At 57.0% G+C, this 17,955-nt stretch carries 10 protein-coding genes; 9 read left to right on the top strand and 1 reads right to left on the bottom strand.

Annotated elements, in window-relative coordinates; all coding sequences use genetic code 11:
- The first annotated feature begins 260 nt into the window (after positions 1–260).
- From HMPREF1022_RS00265 to HMPREF1022_RS00235, 7 genes are all read left to right on the top strand, one after another.
- Positions 261–1,121 (top strand): 4'-phosphopantetheinyl transferase family protein, encoded by an 861-nt coding sequence (locus HMPREF1022_RS00265; RefSeq protein WP_009301366.1) that lies wholly within the window; start codon positions 261–263, stop codon positions 1,119–1,121.
- The gene (locus HMPREF1022_RS00260) at positions 1,111–3,021 is read left to right on the top strand and encodes a non-ribosomal peptide synthetase (protein WP_009301365.1); all 1,911 of its coding nucleotides are present in this window, start codon (positions 1,111–1,113) and stop codon (positions 3,019–3,021) included. The genes HMPREF1022_RS00265 and HMPREF1022_RS00260 overlap by 11 nt, the downstream gene beginning before the upstream one ends.
- Complete coding sequence (locus tag HMPREF1022_RS00255; protein WP_009301364.1) at positions 3,018–7,202, top strand: condensation domain-containing protein; 4,185 nt, start codon at positions 3,018–3,020, stop codon at positions 7,200–7,202. The genes HMPREF1022_RS00260 and HMPREF1022_RS00255 overlap by 4 nt, the downstream gene beginning before the upstream one ends.
- A complete protein-coding gene (locus HMPREF1022_RS00250; RefSeq protein ID WP_009301363.1) occupies positions 7,199–9,817 on the top strand; it encodes a beta-ketoacyl synthase N-terminal-like domain-containing protein in 2,619 nt (872 codons plus the stop codon). The genes HMPREF1022_RS00255 and HMPREF1022_RS00250 overlap by 4 nt, the downstream gene beginning before the upstream one ends.
- A 141-nt stretch (positions 9,818–9,958) precedes the next feature.
- Complete coding sequence (locus HMPREF1022_RS00245; RefSeq protein ID WP_232221510.1) at positions 9,959–13,213, top strand: non-ribosomal peptide synthetase; 3,255 nt, start codon at positions 9,959–9,961, stop codon at positions 13,211–13,213.
- Positions 13,214–13,295: 82 nt separating this feature from the next.
- Positions 13,296–14,423 carry a class I SAM-dependent methyltransferase gene (locus HMPREF1022_RS00240; protein ID WP_232221509.1) on the top strand — a complete coding sequence of 376 codons (1,128 nt, stop codon included), beginning with the start codon at positions 13,296–13,298 and terminating at the stop codon, positions 14,421–14,423.
- Entirely contained in the window at positions 14,416–15,213 is a 798-nt protein-coding gene (locus HMPREF1022_RS00235) for a thioesterase II family protein (RefSeq protein ID WP_008683721.1), read from the top strand. The genes HMPREF1022_RS00240 and HMPREF1022_RS00235 overlap by 8 nt, the downstream gene beginning before the upstream one ends.
- A gap of 390 nt (positions 15,214–15,603) precedes the next feature.
- Here the strand turns inward: HMPREF1022_RS00235 and HMPREF1022_RS00230 are convergent, their stop codons facing one another.
- Entirely contained in the window at positions 15,604–16,611 is a 1,008-nt protein-coding gene (locus HMPREF1022_RS00230) for a helix-turn-helix domain-containing protein (RefSeq protein ID WP_008683719.1), read from the bottom strand.
- Positions 16,612–16,638: 27 nt separating this feature from the next.
- Between HMPREF1022_RS00230 and HMPREF1022_RS17855 the strand changes: the two genes are divergently transcribed.
- On the top strand, positions 16,639–17,058 hold the full coding sequence (locus HMPREF1022_RS17855) for a hypothetical protein (RefSeq protein ID WP_147568422.1): 420 nt from the start codon (positions 16,639–16,641) through the stop codon (positions 17,056–17,058).
- 59 nt (positions 17,059–17,117) lie between these two features.
- Positions 17,118–17,915, top strand: coding sequence for a thioesterase II family protein (locus HMPREF1022_RS00225; RefSeq protein ID WP_008683717.1), 798 nt, complete (start codon positions 17,118–17,120; stop codon positions 17,913–17,915).
- Positions 17,916–17,955: the final 40 nt, after the last annotated feature.

Here is a 17,955-nt window from a genome sequence, read left to right as displayed (position 1 = left end):
ATCCTCACAAAGCAATGTGAGAATGTTTCTCCATGATACACGCGATGCACTCGCTGTCATGCCCATTTTGGTTATTTTTTTGCCCATAATAACAAGATATTCACGGCCATATATGGAGGATAACTATCCATATATTAATTAAAAATGCCCATAACTTTTTTTGGATAAAAAAATACAAACATGAGCAGCCCCCATGTCGGATCATGCGATATCTTGGATCGGGTCTGAAATGCAGCATGTCCATCGCAAGGAGAGCTGACATGAAAAGCCCACGGGAAAATCCGGCCAAGCAGCATGTTGTCCTGCGTCCGGCCCCCTTTGATACAGAGACTGAAGGCGAGGAGAAAGTGCACGTATACCTTACCCACGCCCGCGACCTGATGGACTTGGCCTCTCCGGCGCAGCAGGGGCACGGCCTGGAGGCGTTGCTGGAACGTGAAGATCCGGCGTCCGCGCTGGGCCGGGCTTTTGCCCTGCTTTCCCCACAGGAACAATACAAAGCGCTTCGTTTTCATCGACTGAATGACGGAATCCTGTATATGGCGTCCCATGCTGCACTGCGCATGTTATTAAGCCTGGAAAAAGGCCGCCGTTTGCCGCATGAGTGGCTTTTCGCCTCCAGCAATTACGGTAGACCCTACCTTGTCGCCGACGCCTTCTGCGACTTTAACATTTCCCATTCCTGGCCATGGGCCGCTATTGCTTTCTGCCGCCACGGACGCTGTGGAGTGGATGTGGAGCTTCAAGAACATCTGGGCGACTGGCAGGCCCTGATCCCCCTGGTATGCCATGAAAATGAACAGCAGCGCATGGCGCAAGCCGGACGCCCGGCACATCAGTTTCTTCGGCTCTGGACTGCCAAGGAAGCCGTTTCAAAAGTCCTTGGACTGGGACTTTCGCTCCATTTTCCTTCCATGGAAACGGATATGAGTACCGGCAGCATCCGCATCGACGGCCGCCCCGCGCCGGTGCGTTTTGTCCACTTGGCGAACAGCGTGGAAGAAGGGGTCGTATCCGCGGCTTGGGCGGGTACTCCGGAAAAATCTTTTTGTTGCTGCGTAAGTCAATTCAACGTGATCACGGGATGTGTCGCACACGTGGGTGAACATCATGTGCAATAACAACGCATCGCTGGAACTGAACAAGACAAGACTCATCGCTTCATTTCTGGAAAATGCACGGCTTTTCCCCGATCAGGAAGCCGTAGTGGACGGAGAACAGAGCATCACCTATGCAGAGCTTGATGCAGTGTCCAACCGCATTGCGGCGCGCCTGCAGCGGTCATACTCCCAGACTCCTGAGCAGCCGGTCAAGGTTGTGGGTGTGCTGCTGCCCCGTTCGATCGGCAACGTGGCCTGCTGGCTGGGAGCGGCAAAGGCGGGCATCGCCTATGCCCCTATCGGGCTGGACTGGCCCCCGGCGAGAATTCAGGGCATCCTGCGCCGCTGCAGCATAAAGGTCGTGCTCACCGGCGGGGATTGCGCGGCAATCATTCCACGGGACCTGCCGGTCGAGGTGCTGGATGTTGCGGATTTTTTGGACATGCCGGACAACGCCCCCGCTATTGAGATACGTGTCCCAAAATCCCGCGATGAAGAATCCCTGCCTCTGTATGTCATCCACACTTCGGGTTCCACCGGAGAACCCAAGAGCGTCGCCCTGACCCATGCCAACACATACGCAGTACTGCAAAATCCCTCGGAATACGGCGTGCGAAAACATGACCGCATGGCGCACGTCATCGCCGTCACATTCGACCTTTCCATGATGGAGGTCTGGGGTAGCCTTCTGCATGCCGGAACGATCATTGTAACGGAAACCGAAGTATCCCTGGATGCGGAACGCCTCAAATCCCACATCAGCCGCTACGACATTTGTTGGGCCATACTCTCCACTGGAGTTTTCAACATTCTGTCCACACAGGACGTTACGACCCTGAAAAGCATGCGCGACGTATGCATTTGCGGCGAAATGCCCAATCGCGAAGCCATCATGAAGGTATGCGCGGCATGCCCCGGCACCACTATCCACAACTGCTACGGACCGGCGGAATGCACCATATACGTCACGCGGGAGAGTATCACCCCGAAAAGCCTTGAACCTGCCGTAGTTCCTGCGGGCCGCCCCATTGCAGCCGCCGGAATACTTATCGTGGACGACGACATGCGCCCGCTTCCGCCCGGTTCCGTGGGCGAAGTGCTCATAAGCGGACCATGCGTGGGCCTGGGCTACATCGGGGATGCGAAGCGGACGGGCCGCGCCTTTGTGCACTTGCCGTACCTCGAGGGACCCGTTTACCGGACCGGCGACTATGGAACCCTGGACGAACACGGCAGCCTGACGGTCTTCGGCAGAAAGGACAACCAGATAAAAATATCCGGACGCCGCGTGGAACTTGGAGAAATCTGCTCCACAGCCATGGGAGCGCCGGATGTAAAAATGGCCTTTATCTCCCTCACGCAGGACGCCGACAGAGAACTTGTCGCCTATGTCACGCCCGAATCCCCCGAGATGCTGACCGACCGGAATCTTCGGGCACGTTTCGTGGCCGGTCTGAAAGATCACATGCTTGCCCGTCTGCCCGAATACATGGTTCCCAGGCACTACATCCTGGTGGACAGTCTGCCCCTGAACACGCACGGCAAAGTTGACCGCAGCCGCCTTCCCACGGTGCCAACTCCCACGCTGGTCGAAGACGGCAGTATCCTCGGGATGTTCCGCGAAGTTCTCGGCAACTGTGACTACAGGCTCCAGGATTCCTTTTTCGATGCGGGTGGCACCTCCATCAAGGCCGCGCGCCTCATCGGTGAGATCAGACAGGCGACACAGGTCCCGGTACCGTTCAGTCTGCTGCTTGAAGACAATACCGCCGCCAAAGTACAGGCCTATGTCGAGAGTGCCCGGAATTCCGGTGTGAACACGTTTCATGACGCCCCAAAAACGGAGCCGGTCAGGTTTTCTTTCCACAGGCGCACAAGGCGGCCTTCTTCTCTTGAGAAAGCTGTGGGAGACGAACAATGAGAGCGGAAGACATCCTCCGCCGGTGCGCGGACCGCAACATACAGGTTGAAGGGAAAAACGGACGACTTCTTGTGCATCCGGCCAGCGCATTGACGCCGGATCTGCGCATGGAACTCAAGCGCGGCTCGCGTATGCTTCTCAGACGGCTCGAAAGCGCGAACGCCTCTCCTGTCCAGCGCTTGCCGCCGCCTTCCACTCGTTATGCGGAAAAAGCCCCTCTGTCCCCCTATCAGCTGGGACTGTACAATCTGCACCTTGACGAGCGCGACAATACCAATGTGCTGAACCAGACGGGAGTTCTCGATCTGCTTTTTGTTCCTACGGAGCAGGAGGTTATGGCGTCCTTTGAAAAGCTGCTTGAGATTCACGGGGCGTTGCGCCTGTCCATCAGGATTTCTACTGACGGCAAACCGGAGCAGTTTCTGGACGTGCGACGCCCTGTACGTCCTGAGATCCACCAGACTTCGCCGGAGAATTTCAACGACAAGATTGCTGAAATTCTGGAAGCATATAAAAGAACCCCCTTCTCCATGGCTTCCGACCCCTTGATACGGGCGTCCTATGTGGCTGTGCCGGAGCAAAGGGCCGCTTTCGTACTCTGCGTGGATCACCTGATCATGGACGGATGGTCGGTTGGGATACTTCTTGAAGACTGGCAAAGACTCCTCTCGCCTGAAGCCGGATCCATTGCAGCCGCGCAGCGGCAACAGGAGCTTCAGTATACGGACTACGCCGCATGGGCCGCAGAGATCCTGCTGCCAGCCGTCCGGGAAAAACAGGCCGCATACTGGCGCAACGTGCTGCCCCTCGGGTCCGCTCCACACGCCTTTCCCACAAAAGTCGCCCGAGGCAACGACTCCGTCCGGAGCTGCGGGCTTATCCAAACGCGCCTCCGCCCGGAACTGCTTACGGAACTGCGGCAATGGGCGGCACGGCACGGTTGCAGTCTCTTTGCCGCCCTGCATACGGCCCTGCGCGTGGCGCTCTACCGCGCGAGCGGGCAGGAGGACGCTCCCATCCTCACCGTTTCCGCCAACCGGCAACAACTGGAAGGTACCGCGAGGATGGTGGGCTGCTTTATCAATGTGCTGCCCCTCTATTGCCCGCTGGATGGCGATGCCCCTCTATGCGAAGAGCTCCGGCAAAGCAATGCCGCCGTGCTGGCGGCGCTGGACAACCAGGATATTCCGTTCTGCTCCATTGTTGATGCCCTTGGGCTGCCCCGTGTCCGGGCATGGCAGCCCATCGGTCAGATAATGTTTCTGCTGCAGAATGCCTTTGCAGGCCGCAATGCCGGAAAAATGCGCGTACGCCTTCCTGAGCATCCTGTCACCGAGCATGAGCTTTCCTTTATCGTGTGGGATTTCGGCGTTGAAAATACCTGGCTGCACGTGGAATACAGAGAAGATCTTTTTGAAAAAGAACGTATCCAGCTCCTTATGGACAATTTTTCCCGCACCTGCGAAGCACTGCCTCATGCCGAAGAACATACTGCCCGTGGCCTGACATCCGATGCCCGCCCATATCCTGGGCCGAAAGAGCATGCGGAACCCGCCAAGGGACTACGGCGTCTTCTGTCCGCCCTGCGCACAGATGAAAATGCGGCGGTTCTGGGTCGCCTGCTGCAGGCACTCGCAACGCATTTCCCTTCAGCCCGGCCGTCGGAAGTGCTGTGCCTGTGGCGGGGAGGCAATACCCAGGCGCGACATATGCTGCAAAAAGCCTGCATACTCGGCGGGATTACACTTGCTCTGGCTTATGAGGATGAAGACGTTTCCTCCCTCATAACAGCTATGCGGCATCCTCCACTGGGCGTCCTCGCGGTAGGGGAAAAAAGCTTGAGCCGTCCGGCCATGCCGGAAACAAAATATTGCGAAATTGTGAACCTCCTGTGGGAAGACCTGCTGCAAATCACGGACCTTCCGGCTGGAGATGTTCTTTTCCACGAGGGAAAAGGCATTCCTCCGCTGTTGGTCAATGACGGGGAAAGTCCGGCTGCATGGCAGGCTTATGACGCGAACGCTTTCATGGCGGGTCTGGAGGAAACCTGCCAAAACCTGAGCGGAGGGCAGGGGCAGATCCGCTTTCTTGAAAACGAAGATGCCGACCGCGCCGGCATTGTGGCTCTGGCCGCCCTGCTTCAGGGAATAATTCCTGTCTGGGGCCATCCTGACGACGCAATATGCGAAAACGCGCTTCCCGTCACAACAAACTGGGAAAGTGCGCTACGCCTGCTGCAAAACGGCGTGCAATCGCTATGGATCATGGATGATCTGCCCACAGCCGCCTTTCTGGCAAAAAACCGGTCCGCACTCGACCGCTGCCGGCTTTTTTTGCGTATCCCCCGCAGCCTGCGCTGGGCAACAGCATTGCTCGACGGACAGGGCTGGCAGGGCGACGAGCGGTTCTGCCGGGCCGTCATCGGAAAGAATATCCTTCCCGCGGACTGCGTCTGCGGCGAACCGGCTGCTCTGGGCAACCTGTTCCGCGCCGTGCCCCTGTCATCCGACACGCTGTCCATTCCGCTGCCGTCCGCCATTGCCGACCACCTCTGGTTCAAGGGACGCTCTGTGAACCTTGATGCGCTGACCGATTTTCTACTGGCGGACACGCCGGGCTCTTCGCCTCATGCGGCCCTTGCTTTCGCAGCTCCTGAAACGTCTGATTCCCTCTTGGATATACGGGGCGAATGCATCCTCTGGCATGACGGGAGCGTTGCTTCCGATGCTGTGAAAAACCTTCTTTCCCGCATACCCTCCTGGCTGCCCCACGCGCACGCGGTCGAACTGACGCAAATGCCGCATATCCGGGTTTCTCACAACCGGAGGTTGCGTCCTGACCGGCATTACCTGTCACTGCTTCCGATCGCGACAGAAGAGCTTCTGAAGCGTTTTTTCCAGCGCTATTCTCACAGCTCTTTTGCACGGCAAGGGCTGTACATTGCCGAAAACGACTTTTTTGCGGATCAGGTACAAAAACTTGCCGGCGCCTATGAGGTGAAAGCCACAGATCCCCATGATCCAGAACCCTTGACTCGCGATGTACTTTTTACGCAAGGGCCCGACCGTTTCGCGCGCCCCGTCATCCCGGACGCCGCCTCCGTGCCCGACTGGGATCGTCCCTTTGCACCCGATCGCTTCTGCCTGCTGATAAATGGGGCGGGAGATGAAGGGCGCATGCTGGTCCGGGCACTACGACAACGGTCCACAGCCCGCTTTTTTCTTCTGGAACAACCCGGCTCTTCCGATTCGGCACTTCCCGACCAGACAGTCAGGCAAGCCCTGGAACGAGGACGGCAAAGCTTCGATGCCCTCCCCGGCGGCCTGCTGCATCTCGTGCCCAGCCCCCAGGGCAACGGCAGGCATATTTCCCCGGAAAAACTGGGAGAAAAATTTTACCACCCATTTCATCTGGAGGCTCCGGAAGCGCCGGTTATCTGCCTTTTGCGGGATGGAGGCTCGCCCTCGTTCTCTTCGCGGCACCGGGCGGGCATGGCGGGAGAAGACTTTGACGCCCTGTGTGACTATTTCGCCGGACAAAACAAATTTGCCCCGCATACCCATCTGTGCCTGTGCCTCCCTGTCTGGCGCAATGCGGATACGGCACGACTGGCGGCCAGCCGCATCTTTCGCATGCTGCAAAGCGGCCATGACAACGTCATTGCAGGGAAAAGCCCGGCGGATGCGATTGCATCCGGACATATGCAGGGCTTTGCCTACCCCGCCCGCTATCTGCACATCAGGGTCAGCCGGGGCGATGCACTCCCGCCGTTACCGCACCCCCTGGTCTTGGCCGCGAGCCTGCCGACAGCGCCGCGTCTTGTCGCCCATGCCTCCGAAAACGGCGCATCCGAAGTCTGGCGAACGCTCGTCCAAATCTGGAAGGAAGTTCTGGAGCTGGATGATCCTGATCCGGAAGCCAACTTTTTCGATGTGGGAGGCAGTTCCGTGCTGATTCCGCCTCTTCGGGACAAAATCCGGCAAAACCTCGGCGTGGACATCGGCATGGCGGGTATATTCACCTACTCCAACCTTAATGACCTCCACATGCACATTGCATCACTGGCAAACAACGCCGCATCTCCCGGCCCGTTGCCCTCCGAAGCTCCCGTGCCATCCCGGGAAACCTTCCAGCGCAAAGTCCGGCAACAAAGAAAACGTCAGCACGAGGTGTTTTCATGAGTGCAACTTCCCCCTGGGAACAGGAAGAGTATGCCAACGCCATAGCCATTGTGGGCATGGCTGGGCGCTTTCGCGATGCCGATACCATTGAAGCTCTGTGGGATGTCTTGCGCGACGGCCGGGAAACCCTGCACCGCATGACCGGAGAAGAGCTTGCGGCGCAAGACTGCCCGGTTCCGATCATGGAGCATCCCTGCCATGTGCCTGTCACCGCGCAGCTAGACAGAGCGGACCTGTTTGACGCGAACTTTTTCGGCTTTACCCCGGCCGAGGCCCGTGCCCTTGACCCACAATTACGGCTGATGCTGGAAACGTCCTGGCATGCCTTTGAGGATGCCGGCCATATCCCGGGCGATGAGCGTGCCGGCGTTACGGGCGTATTCGCAGGTGCGGCTCAGAGTTTCTACTGGCTTTTTCACACCCGGCCCACGGTCCGCGATCACCTGAGTGCGGCATTCGGTCAAAATCTGGTTTTAAGCGGGCAGGGTTTCAACAGCACATGGATATCCCACAAACTGAATCTCACCGGTCCGAGCCTGAACATCAACACGGCCTGCTCCACGGGGCTTGTGGCGGTGGCCTCAGGCTGCCAGAGCCTCCTGGACTACAGTTGCGATCTTGCCCTGGTCGTCACCGCTTCCGTTTTCAGCCCGCGGCACTGGGGCTATTGGGCGGAGCCGGGCGGGATTCTTTCGCCCGACGGGCATTGCCGCCCGTTTGACGCGTCCGCCAACGGCACGATCATGGGCGAGGGCGTCTGCGCGCTGCTTTTGCGCCGTCTCGGGGATGCCATCAACGGACGCGATCATATCCGGGCGGTCATACGCGGCTATGGAATCAACAATGACGGCGCGAGAAAGGCCGGTTACACCGCGCCCAGCGTCAAGGGCCAGACGGAAGTCATACGCATGGCGCACAGATCCGCAGCCGTAAGCAATGCGGACATAAGCTATGTCGAGGCTCACGGCACCGGCACGAATCTCGGCGATCCCGTCGAATTCGCGGGCCTGCGCGCGGCTTTTGACGCTCCGAGGCGGCAACCCTGCCGAATCGGCTCCGTAAAGGGCAATATCGGCCATCTTAACATCTCGGCCGGGACAGCGTCGCTTATCAAAACCGTTCTCATGTTCGAAAATGAATATATGCCCCCCCTTGTCAATCATCATCAGTGCAATCCGGAGATCGACATTGAAAACAGCCAGTTCCGGCTATGCGTCAAGGGTGCGGACTGGCCCGAAGACATGCCGCGCCTTGCCGGTGTGAGTTCTTTCGGCTTTGGGGGCACCAACTGCCACCTTGTGGTTGAGCAAACACCCGCATGGGCCCGTGAAAACGGCATATCGTCCCCGCACGCCCGGAGCGCCCCGCCGAACACCGTGAAAGACAAAAACGTTCGGCCCCTCTACCCCCTTATGTTCAGCGCCCCCGACCATGACAGCCTGTGTCGGCAGCTTCAAACCTTCGAGATATGGTTCGCGCGACATGCCGATGCCGATATGGCTGCTGTGTGCACCGCCCTTTGCCGCCACAGAAAACATTTTTCCCACCGGGCCCTGCTCATGGTCTCCACCACCGAAGAGGCGGCTTCCGCCCTGCGCGACGGGCACATCCGCATGGCTACCTCGCCGCAGACGGCACGCCTCGCGGTTGTTCATCCGGACTACGGCTTGCAGTCGGCCGATTGGCTGCTCGCCGTCTCGATGAAATTACTCGGAGAATATCCCGAGCAACACGACGTTTTCTCCTTCTGCCTCGCCCCGTTGGGAATAAAGCTGGAACAACTGTCTTCATCCCTTCCCCTGTTGGAGGAAAACGTCCTGTGCAGAGAAAGTCTGGCGCTGGCCTTAGGGTATGCGCTGTCCGATATTCTGCGCCGGGCGAAGCTGCCCATATCTGCTGTCGTGGGACAGGGAACCGGAGCCATTGCAGGTATGTGTCAGGCAAACATCCTGTCGCGGGAGGAAGGGTTGCGCGGGCTTGCACGGTTCCAGGCCGGAAACCGGGCATGGCGGGCGGCGGACGCAGGAATCAGCTTCTCCACGCTGCCTTTCCATGCATCCGTCGAAGAGGTCGGAATGACGGACGGAGCGCCCCTGACATTTCTTGAATACCGGCTGGAACGCGACAAAAATGCGCCTCTGCCGGGGCCTGCGGCCGTCTTTGACCTGACGGACGCGCAAGCCTCGCCCGCCCGAAACTGGGCGTCTGTCCTTGGTGAGCTTTTTCTGTGCGGCTTCTCTCCGCTCCTGCCCGATAAAGAAGCGCCCCACATTTTCCTGCCCGGCTATACGTTCTCTCCCGACAGCCACTGGCTGCCCCTGAACTATGACGATCAGCCCCCCCTTTCCCCGCCCCGGGCATCGAGCGAGGACGATACGCCTCCAGCCGAGCGGCTTCTGCTTGATATCTGGCGGGAAGCCCTGGGCATCGGCGATCTGGCCGCCAACGACGATTTTTTCCGCGCGGGCGGCACCTCCCTGACCGCCCTACGGATACTCGCGGCCATCGAACTTCAGCTCGGAATCAAGCTCACTATGGGCACATTTATGGAGGCCCGTACGGTTGACGGGCTTATTCGGAAAATCGCCGAACAGCTCGACGCGGCGGAACAATAGCATAAGCGAGGCCCTTTCATGCAGTCAGAGCGCATCTCCAAAACTGCCTTGTCAGGCATGGAAAAACTGAATGCTCTTGCCCTGAGGGCAAAAAACAAGAAACTGCCTTCCCGGTGGGTTGTCAAAGCAGCGCCGGATGCCATGTATAAGCCCTTCCCATTGAGCGACATGCAGCAGGCCTACTGGATTGGCAGAGACAAGGATATCGGCGGAGGCGGTGTTGCCATGCAGAGCTATGTGGAAATAGATTGTCCGGCTCTGGATGTCGCGCGGCTGCAACGGGCACTGGACACGCTCGTCTCACGCCATCCGATGCTTCGCGCGGTCGTGCTGGAAGACGGGCGACAGCAGGTTTTGCCGCTTCCCCGTCGCCTGTCCGTGCGTGAAGAGAATCTTCAGCATCTTGACGCCGAGGCTCGGGAGCAGCGCCTCAACGATATCGCCGTGGAAATGATCGCCACGGTCAGCGATCTTTCAGTCTGGCCCCAGTCCGAGGTGCGTTTCAGCCGCCTGTCCCCTTCCGGAGTGGGCAGGCTGCATTTCCGTTTTGACCAATGGGCCATAGACGGCAGGAGTTTTCAGATTATTTTCGAAGAACTGGGCACACTGTACGCGTCTCCGCAAACCGCTCTGCCCCCCTTGCGCATAACCTTCCGCGACTATCTGACCGCGCTTGAGCAGTCCAAAAACGGCGTGGAATATTTTGAGAGCGAACGTTACTGGAAGGACAGGCTCAAATCCCTGCCTCCGCCCCCTCCCCTGCCCAGACGGAGTTCCCCCGCCTCTCCGGCCACACCTGACATGGTAACGCGGCGGGCGGATATTCTGACGGAAAAAGAAACGCTGGCTCTGAAGAGTATCTGCGCTGAAATGGGCCTTTCCCATGCCTCCGCCCTGGGGGCGGCCTATGGAGAGGTTCTGGCCCTCTGGAGCGGCACCCGACGCTTTACGCTGAACACCCCCCGTTTTAACAGGGAGTTGAGCTGGCACCCCGACATCAATAACATCATCGGAGAGTTCGCCACATTCACCCTGCTGGAATTTGACGACGCTCAGGGCGTATCTTTCAGGGACAAGGCGGCAAAGTTTCAGGAGGAAACTTGGACCAGCCTCCGCCACGGGCAGGTTTCAGGCATGTCGCTGCTGCGCGAACTGGCGCGGATAAAAGGTTCCGCCGAGTCCGCCTCCATGCCCGTTGTGTTCACGGCTATGCCCGACGGCGCTTCCGACGGCGCGGACCTGGATGAGCATATACACGCCATGGGCATTCTGCACCGCCTGTACGGCTCAACGCCTCAGGTCCACCTGGATTGCGTTTTTTCGATTTTTTCCGGTAAACTGCATATATATTGGGATTCCAGAGACAGCCAGTTTCCCGACGGACTTATTGGGGATATGTTTCAGGAGTTCATGCGTCTTGTCCGTCTGCTTGCGTCGCAAAAAGAAGCATGGGAGCGGCCAAGGCTGGCGGAACTGCCCGAAACACAGAAAAAGGCGCGCCAGACAGCGGCGGCGGCCCCCGAACCTTTACCCGACACCGACCTGCTGCGCCTTTTTTCTCACCAGGCTTGGAGCCATCCGGAGAACATCGCCATTTTCTGCGGCGAGGATGCCGTTTCCTACCACGCCCTGCATGATGCAGTCTTCCGTGTTTCTCAACAGATTCAAAAGATGCTGTGCGGTGTCGTTGCAAGGCCGGAACAGCTTCCGCCTCATGGCGGATGCGTGGCCGTCCTCATGCGACGCGGCTGGAAGGCTGTTGCCGCTGTTCTGGCGGTTATGGCGGCTGGCAGACCCTTCCTGCCCCTTGACGCCTCCTGCCCTGCCGCGCGTCTCGAGACCCTCGTGCGCATCGGCGGCGCCGTGGCTGTCATCACGGATGAGCCATGCAGCCATGCGGCGGAAAGTCTGCGCCTGCCCAGGCTCGTTTTTGACTCGTCTTCCCCGGAGGCGGGCTCCGACCGGCATTCCCCGGTTCATGAGCGACAGTTTCTTCACGCGCCACATGCAGCGGCCTATGTCATGCTTACCTCCGGGACCACCGGAACGCCCAAGGCCGTCACCATCGGGCAGAAAGGCCTTATGAATGCCGTGCTCCATTCAAACAGACGCTTCAAGGTGACGCGGGAAGACAGGTTTTTGGCCATTACCGCCATGCACCACGACATGTCCATGTATGACATTTTCGGAGCGCTGACGGCCGGAGCGGCCATAGTCATCCTTGCCCCGGAAAAGGCTTCCGATCCCCGGCACTGGGTTGAAACCATAATGCGGCGTGGCGCTTCCATCTGGAACAGCGTGCCCGGATTCCACTCTGCGCTCATGAAACATTGTCGGAAACAGGGGATTCAGCTTCCTCTACGACTGCATATTCTTGGCGGAGACTGGATTCCCCCCGGCACCCTGGCGAGCATAGCGGAATTCTGCCCCGGCTCGGAACTATACTCCTGCGGCGGTCCCACGGAAACCACCCTCTGGAACATCCTTCACCCCGTGCGGGGTCTTGACCCGGAGTGGCCTTCCATTCCCTACGGCGCCCCCATAGCCAACAACAGTTATTATATCATGGATTCTGCCCTGAACGAGCTTCCTGACTGGGTTGCAGGCGAAATGTACTGCTCCGGCATAGGGGTATGCATTCACACCACCGGCGGGGATGAAAATTCTTTTGTCGCACATCCCCGTACGGGCGAGCGCCTATACAGAACCGGCGATATGGGGCGCTATCGGCCCGGCGGCATTATCGAAATCCTGGGCAGAAAAGATTTTCAAATAAATATAGGCGGCTACCGCGCTGATCCCGTCGAGATTGAATCGGCTCTCACAACCTGCTCCGGCGTCGTGCGCGCCCTACTGTTGCCGGTGTCCATGCGCGCCGACGGCAGCGACGGGGAAAGCAGGGCCGTGCTCGGTGCCTGGGTTGAGACGGAAGGCAGACGCCCGCTCCCCGAAGAGTTGTCGGAGTTTCTGCAAAAATCCTTTCCCCTCGCCATGATTCCACGGCTTTGGGCCATAGAAGACCAAACGCCCATGACCGCCAACGGCAAGGTGGACAGAAAAACCGTGGGTCGTCTTCTGGCAGAAATCGCCGGAAAGGGGAGCATGAAGGGGAAAAACGTCCGCCGTTCGGCGCAGACGCCTCTGGAAAAACTTGTGGCACGCCAGTGGGCGGAAGTTCTGGATACGGAGGAGCCTCCCCTTGACGCCAACTTTTTCCACTCCGGCGGTGACTCTCTGCGCGCCATGCAGGTCATCGGACGCATCAGGGAAGTTATCCCCGTGCCTCTGCCGCTTTCTGTTTTCTTTATCTCTCCCACTGTGGAAGGTGTTGCAAACGCCATCCTCGAACGCCTGGCCGTTGAATCCCCGGCTCAACAGGCCGCGCAGGAAGTCTGACATGACGGAACAGGAACGCCGGCAGCGAATCCGGCAATGGGCCGCAGTATATGAGGAAACATACCGGCAAATGGATAGCTCCATGCCGCTGCTTCAAAACTTCTCCCTCTGGAAAAGCGCCTGCACGGGCGACCCCATTCCCGGCAATGAAATGCGGCAATGGCTGGAAGATACCCTGGATGCCATAAGAGACCTCCACGCGGATTCCATTCTTGAAGTCGGCTGCGGGCATGGCCTGTTGCTGCTGCGCCTGGCCGGCGAATGCGCACGCTATGTCGGTGTGGACTTCTCGGCCGCCGCGCTGAACCGCCTTTGCAAAGCGCTGGAAAAACTCCCGCCGGAGCAGCTTGAGAATCTCGATGTGGATCTCTGCCAGGCAGAAGCCACCGATCTGGCCTCCGTCGGCGAAGAAATCTTTGACGCCCTCGTATACAATTCTGTGGTACAATATTTTCCTGACACGGCGTATCTGCTGCATGCGCTGGAGCACGGCCTGAAACACATCCGGAAAGGGGGCAAGGTTTTCATAGGAGACGTCAGAAACGCCGCCGCATTGCCGTTGTTCCGGATATCCAGGCTCTTATGCGAGCTCCCCGGCGGCACAAGCGCCGCGCGATTCCGCGAAGAGCTGAATTCCATGGCCGACGAAGAAGAACTTCTTGTGCCCCCGGAGTTCTGGCACTCTTTACAGGGGGAACGTCTCGCACGCATGCGTGCTTTCACCAGGCCCAAACCGGGTTCCGCGTATAATGAGCTCATGAAATTCCGCTATGACGTAACCCTTGTGGATGAGAAAACCCCGCCTCTGTCCGCGAAACTGGTCCTGCCGTGGGAAAAAATTTCGGAGGCGGGAAAGCCTCAGGACATTCTGGCCGGGATTCTGGCCGGTCTGTTGCTGCCTGTCCCTCAGACATGCGGTTTAAGCGTCACGGGCATTCCTGACGCCAGAACCCATAAGGAAAGAAGCGTTTGTACCAGCATGCTCGCAGAAGGGTCCTCCCCGGCCCTGACACTTGCATCAGCCCTCGATCTGGCGGAAAACGCGGCAGGGTCAGCCCGGGAGCTTGGGCTGTTGCCCGCAGAAGTACACGCCTTGGCCCAGGATCACGGCATGAGGGCGGATATTCTGCTTGATCACCGGGACGGCCTCTCGCTGACCGCTCTTTTTTACGCCCAGGACCCGGAAAAAATGGAAGGCGCACATGCCTGACCAATATTCTTTTCCGGCGGAAATAGCCGCCTGGCTGCCGGACGTGCCTCTTGGGAGGCCTCTCTTTCCACCCCTGTTCTGCTTCGCTCACGCCGGAGGCAGCGCGGATATCTATCGCCAGTGGCAAAAAGCACTCAGCGGGTCCGCCACCATATATCCCATGGAACTGCCGGGCCGCGGACGGCGCATGGCCGAGCCATTCTGTCCTTCAGTCGCCTTAGCGGCCCGGAAAGCGGCGCAATGCGTCGCGGCCTGCGTGCCCGACAGCCGCTATTTCATATTCGGACACAGTCTGGGCAGCATCATCGCCCTGGAAACCGTGAGAGAAATTGAAAGTCTGGGCATTCCCACTCCTGCGTTGCTCTTTGTTTCCGGCAGATATCCGCCACATGTGATGCAGAATCATAAGCAAGCGCTGTTCCGTGCTCCGACGCCAAGCCTGCTCGACGAGCTGCGCAGGCTTGGCGGAACCCCGGAAGACATTCTTCAAAACAGGGATTTCCTTGATGTGCTGTTACCTGTGGTGCGCGATGACTTCCGCTTGGTGGAAACGCATACATCCGCAGCAAGTCCACCCGTCTCCTGCCCCATTTGTGTTTGCTGCGGCGACAGGGACCAGGACTCGCCCCTGCCCCTCCTTGAAGAATGGGCAAAGCTTACCACCGGCGGCTGCACCATCCATCTTTTTCCCGGCGAACATTTTTATCTTTACGATACAAAAAATGATATGCCGGACTTTCTGGCCCGACACATCATGGGGGCGGCAGCTCAAGATCTTACGCTTCGCTGATACGGACATGCCGTCCGGCACGAAACTTCAGCGTGACGGCACAGTGATCTGAAAAGAGAAAATGCCCGGCGAACCGGGCATTTTTTCTTTAGAGCATAAATATTGCACAGTTCAAAATGCACGCTGCCCTCTGCCGCAAAAAACGCAATTTACCGCGGCTGTCGATACCCTGGGGCTCGCCCTGCCCCAACGCGCACCAGACCTGATACTACTGTGATTCTGTTCGCTCCGCTCTTGATGCGCGTATGGCGCTGCACGCCTACAGCCACGGCTTCAACTCCTTTCAGGTCAGTCAGGCAAGGAGAGCGAGACTTTTATAAAAGAAGTGTATTCTTGCCTCAACCGTTGCAGCAAGCTGCCTACGGATAAAGAACGCAGTGCCGACAGGTCCTAATTGGACAGTGTCGAAAATTGGCGCATTGTCTGCTTGGGTGTTATACCATAAAGCTTTTTATATGCACTGATAAAATGCCCGACATTGGAATAGCCTATAGCAAACGCGCATTGGCTGACGTTCATCCGACGCTTTTCCAGCATTGAATAGGCATATTCCATTTTGCATTTATGAACAAACTTGGCGATACTTACTCCATAAAGATGCTTGAAACCCTGGTTTATTTTCGATCTGTTTATGCCGACTTTTGAATACAATTCCTCAACAGTGTCTATCATCAGAAATTGATTCTCTATTTCATTTTTTAGTTTTTTTATCCTGCATATCTCATCGTCCATAAAACAAACGTCAGAGCTTTCCATCCTTTTTTCAGCGCTGCGCATAGCCTTGAAAAAGAATTCAAGGATGGAGTATTTAACATAGAGCTCATTATTATTAAAGCATCCCCTGTTTTCGATGAAGCACCTCACGCATTTCATGCATTCCGCGCTGGCGATGCCGGCAGCCATTATGGGCGTCCTGCCGTTGCTTCCCATTCCGCGCAGCACTTCTTTCAAATGTGCATAGGCTCCCTGCCCGAAAGTGCTTTCCAAAAAATTCCTGGAGATGAAAATGCCGACATGCCTGTAATCATTCTGTCTCGGCAAACGCAGCGCGACATCCACATCCGAAAGCTCCCCAAGCGCAAACATATTTGAAGTTACAGAAACAGTATTTTCAGATTTGCAGTCAAACTCTATATGTGTTTCGCCTGAAGCGACAACAATGCATACCAGCACGGAGGATTCACAACGAAGATGGGAAACCTTTTCCCGTGTAACAGTGATTGGACCGCAAACCCCAAACTGAACGCCCTTAAAAGGCTCAAAGGCCACACCGCTTCCCTCTGCCCAGTCGCAGGAAAAAGAGACATTTCTCGGTTCTTCATGGCAACGATGCATCCGGCTGATTTCAGCAACACGGGAAAGAGTAAAGTCTCTTTCAAACAAAGTCTTTGCGTCCATTCAGCAATCTCCTGAAGGCTGTATCTGATGTTCATTGATTTTCTTAAAACCTATTTGCCGCCCTCTACAGGTAAATTCGATATTTCAGGCAAGGAACTGCGTGCAATTGGTCTATATAGGCAGAACCAGCGCCGCAATGAAGGGTCGGGCGGCGACTGGTCGGCCTTGCTCAACACCGCCCTGCGCATTCACAAAACAATCTCCGGCGAGGTCCTCCTGCCATTCCGGGATTCCGGCGCACAGAGGAATTTTTCAGGCAAGGCGCCGCAACGGCAAAGGAGGGCTGACACCCCGAGTCCATTCGGTTACTGCCGTCCAGACACCAGGCAGTCACAAAAAACCAAGTTTTGTTCGCACGATAGGTCATTAGACATTGAAAGTCAATTTCATTTACACCTCAAGATTATTTCCTCTCTCCCAAACTGGATATTTTTATTGCCCTTTTGAGCAGAGGGAAGCGGCATTTTTGGGATAAGCCTACTAAAAACACAAACAGCAGGATACCTATGTCCCTTACCAAGACGTCTGCCTTTCCGGGCACGGCTTCGGACAAATGGCTGACCCAGGCGCCGGACGAGAACGACCAGGCCGCAATCATCGCATTCCCATACGCAGGCGGAGGGCCATCCGTATTCCATGGGTGGGACAAGTCACTGCAACCTTACCGTTTGCGCCTCTGTCCGGTGTCCCTGCCAGGCAAGGAAAAACGCCGTGCCGAAAAACTGCCCGACGACATTCATGAACTGGCACAGAGCATTGCCGCATCCGTTCTTGCCCACATCCATAAGCCCTATGTCATGCTCGGCCTCTGCTACGGGGCCGGCCTCGCCTACCTGACAGCCCAGCTCACCACCGCAGCCGGACGCCCTCCCGTGGGCATCATCGTTGCGGGCGGCAGGGCCCCGCACACTCCCCCACCTGTACCCGTCAGCGGCATGACAGATGATGATTTTATCAGCACATTGCACCGGCTTGGATTTATTTCCGATATTGTGCTTAGCAACAGAGAACTTCTCGATCTATACTTACCAATGCTTAAATCAGATTTTATAATGGACGAAAAATTTATTTTACCATATCCAAAATGCAAATTTTTATTCCCAATATCAGTATGTTATGGAGAAAAAGATGCAATAACTCCTGAGCATGATATCCTTGAATGGAGTATATACACGAGCAATCTGTTCATGGCTCAAAAATTTAAAGAGGATCAGTTATTTTTCGCAAAAGAATATGACAGATTCATTGAGTACATTGTTGAAAAAAGTCTTTCTCTTGTTGAGAACCCCAATTTTATAGAATAATCAGGGAGAGAAAACATGTCTTGCATATGCGCTATACGTC

This window comes from Desulfovibrio sp. 6_1_46AFAA, from assembly GCF_000224635.1.
GTDB classification, from domain to species: domain Bacteria; phylum Desulfobacterota; class Desulfovibrionia; order Desulfovibrionales; family Desulfovibrionaceae; genus Desulfovibrio; species Desulfovibrio fairfieldensis.
Note: the sequence above shows the minus strand (reverse complement) of the source record. Positions and strands in the feature narration are given on the sequence as shown.

Bases quoted from the DNA above. Each gene is read 5' to 3' on its own strand.
- HMPREF1022_RS00265 (WP_009301366.1), top strand. From the start codon at position 261: ATGAAAAGCCCACGGGAAAATCCGGCCAAGCAGCATGTTGTCCTGCGT.
- HMPREF1022_RS00260 (WP_009301365.1), top strand. From the start codon at position 1,111: ATGTGCAATAACAACGCATCGCTGGAACTGAACAAGACAAGACTCATC.
- HMPREF1022_RS00255 (WP_009301364.1), top strand. From the start codon at position 3,018: ATGAGAGCGGAAGACATCCTCCGCCGGTGCGCGGACCGCAACATACAG.
- HMPREF1022_RS00250 (WP_009301363.1), top strand. From the start codon at position 7,199: ATGAGTGCAACTTCCCCCTGGGAACAGGAAGAGTATGCCAACGCCATA.
- HMPREF1022_RS00245 (WP_232221510.1), top strand. From the start codon at position 9,959: ATGTATAAGCCCTTCCCATTGAGCGACATGCAGCAGGCCTACTGGATT.
- HMPREF1022_RS00240 (WP_232221509.1), top strand. From the start codon at position 13,296: ATGCCGCTGCTTCAAAACTTCTCCCTCTGGAAAAGCGCCTGCACGGGC.
- HMPREF1022_RS00235 (WP_008683721.1), top strand. From the start codon at position 14,416: ATGCCTGACCAATATTCTTTTCCGGCGGAAATAGCCGCCTGGCTGCCG.
- HMPREF1022_RS00230 (WP_008683719.1), bottom strand. From the start codon at position 16,611: ATGGACGCAAAGACTTTGTTTGAAAGAGACTTTACTCTTTCCCGTGTT.
- HMPREF1022_RS17855 (WP_147568422.1), top strand. From the start codon at position 16,639: ATGTTCATTGATTTTCTTAAAACCTATTTGCCGCCCTCTACAGGTAAA.
- HMPREF1022_RS00225 (WP_008683717.1), top strand. From the start codon at position 17,118: ATGTCCCTTACCAAGACGTCTGCCTTTCCGGGCACGGCTTCGGACAAA.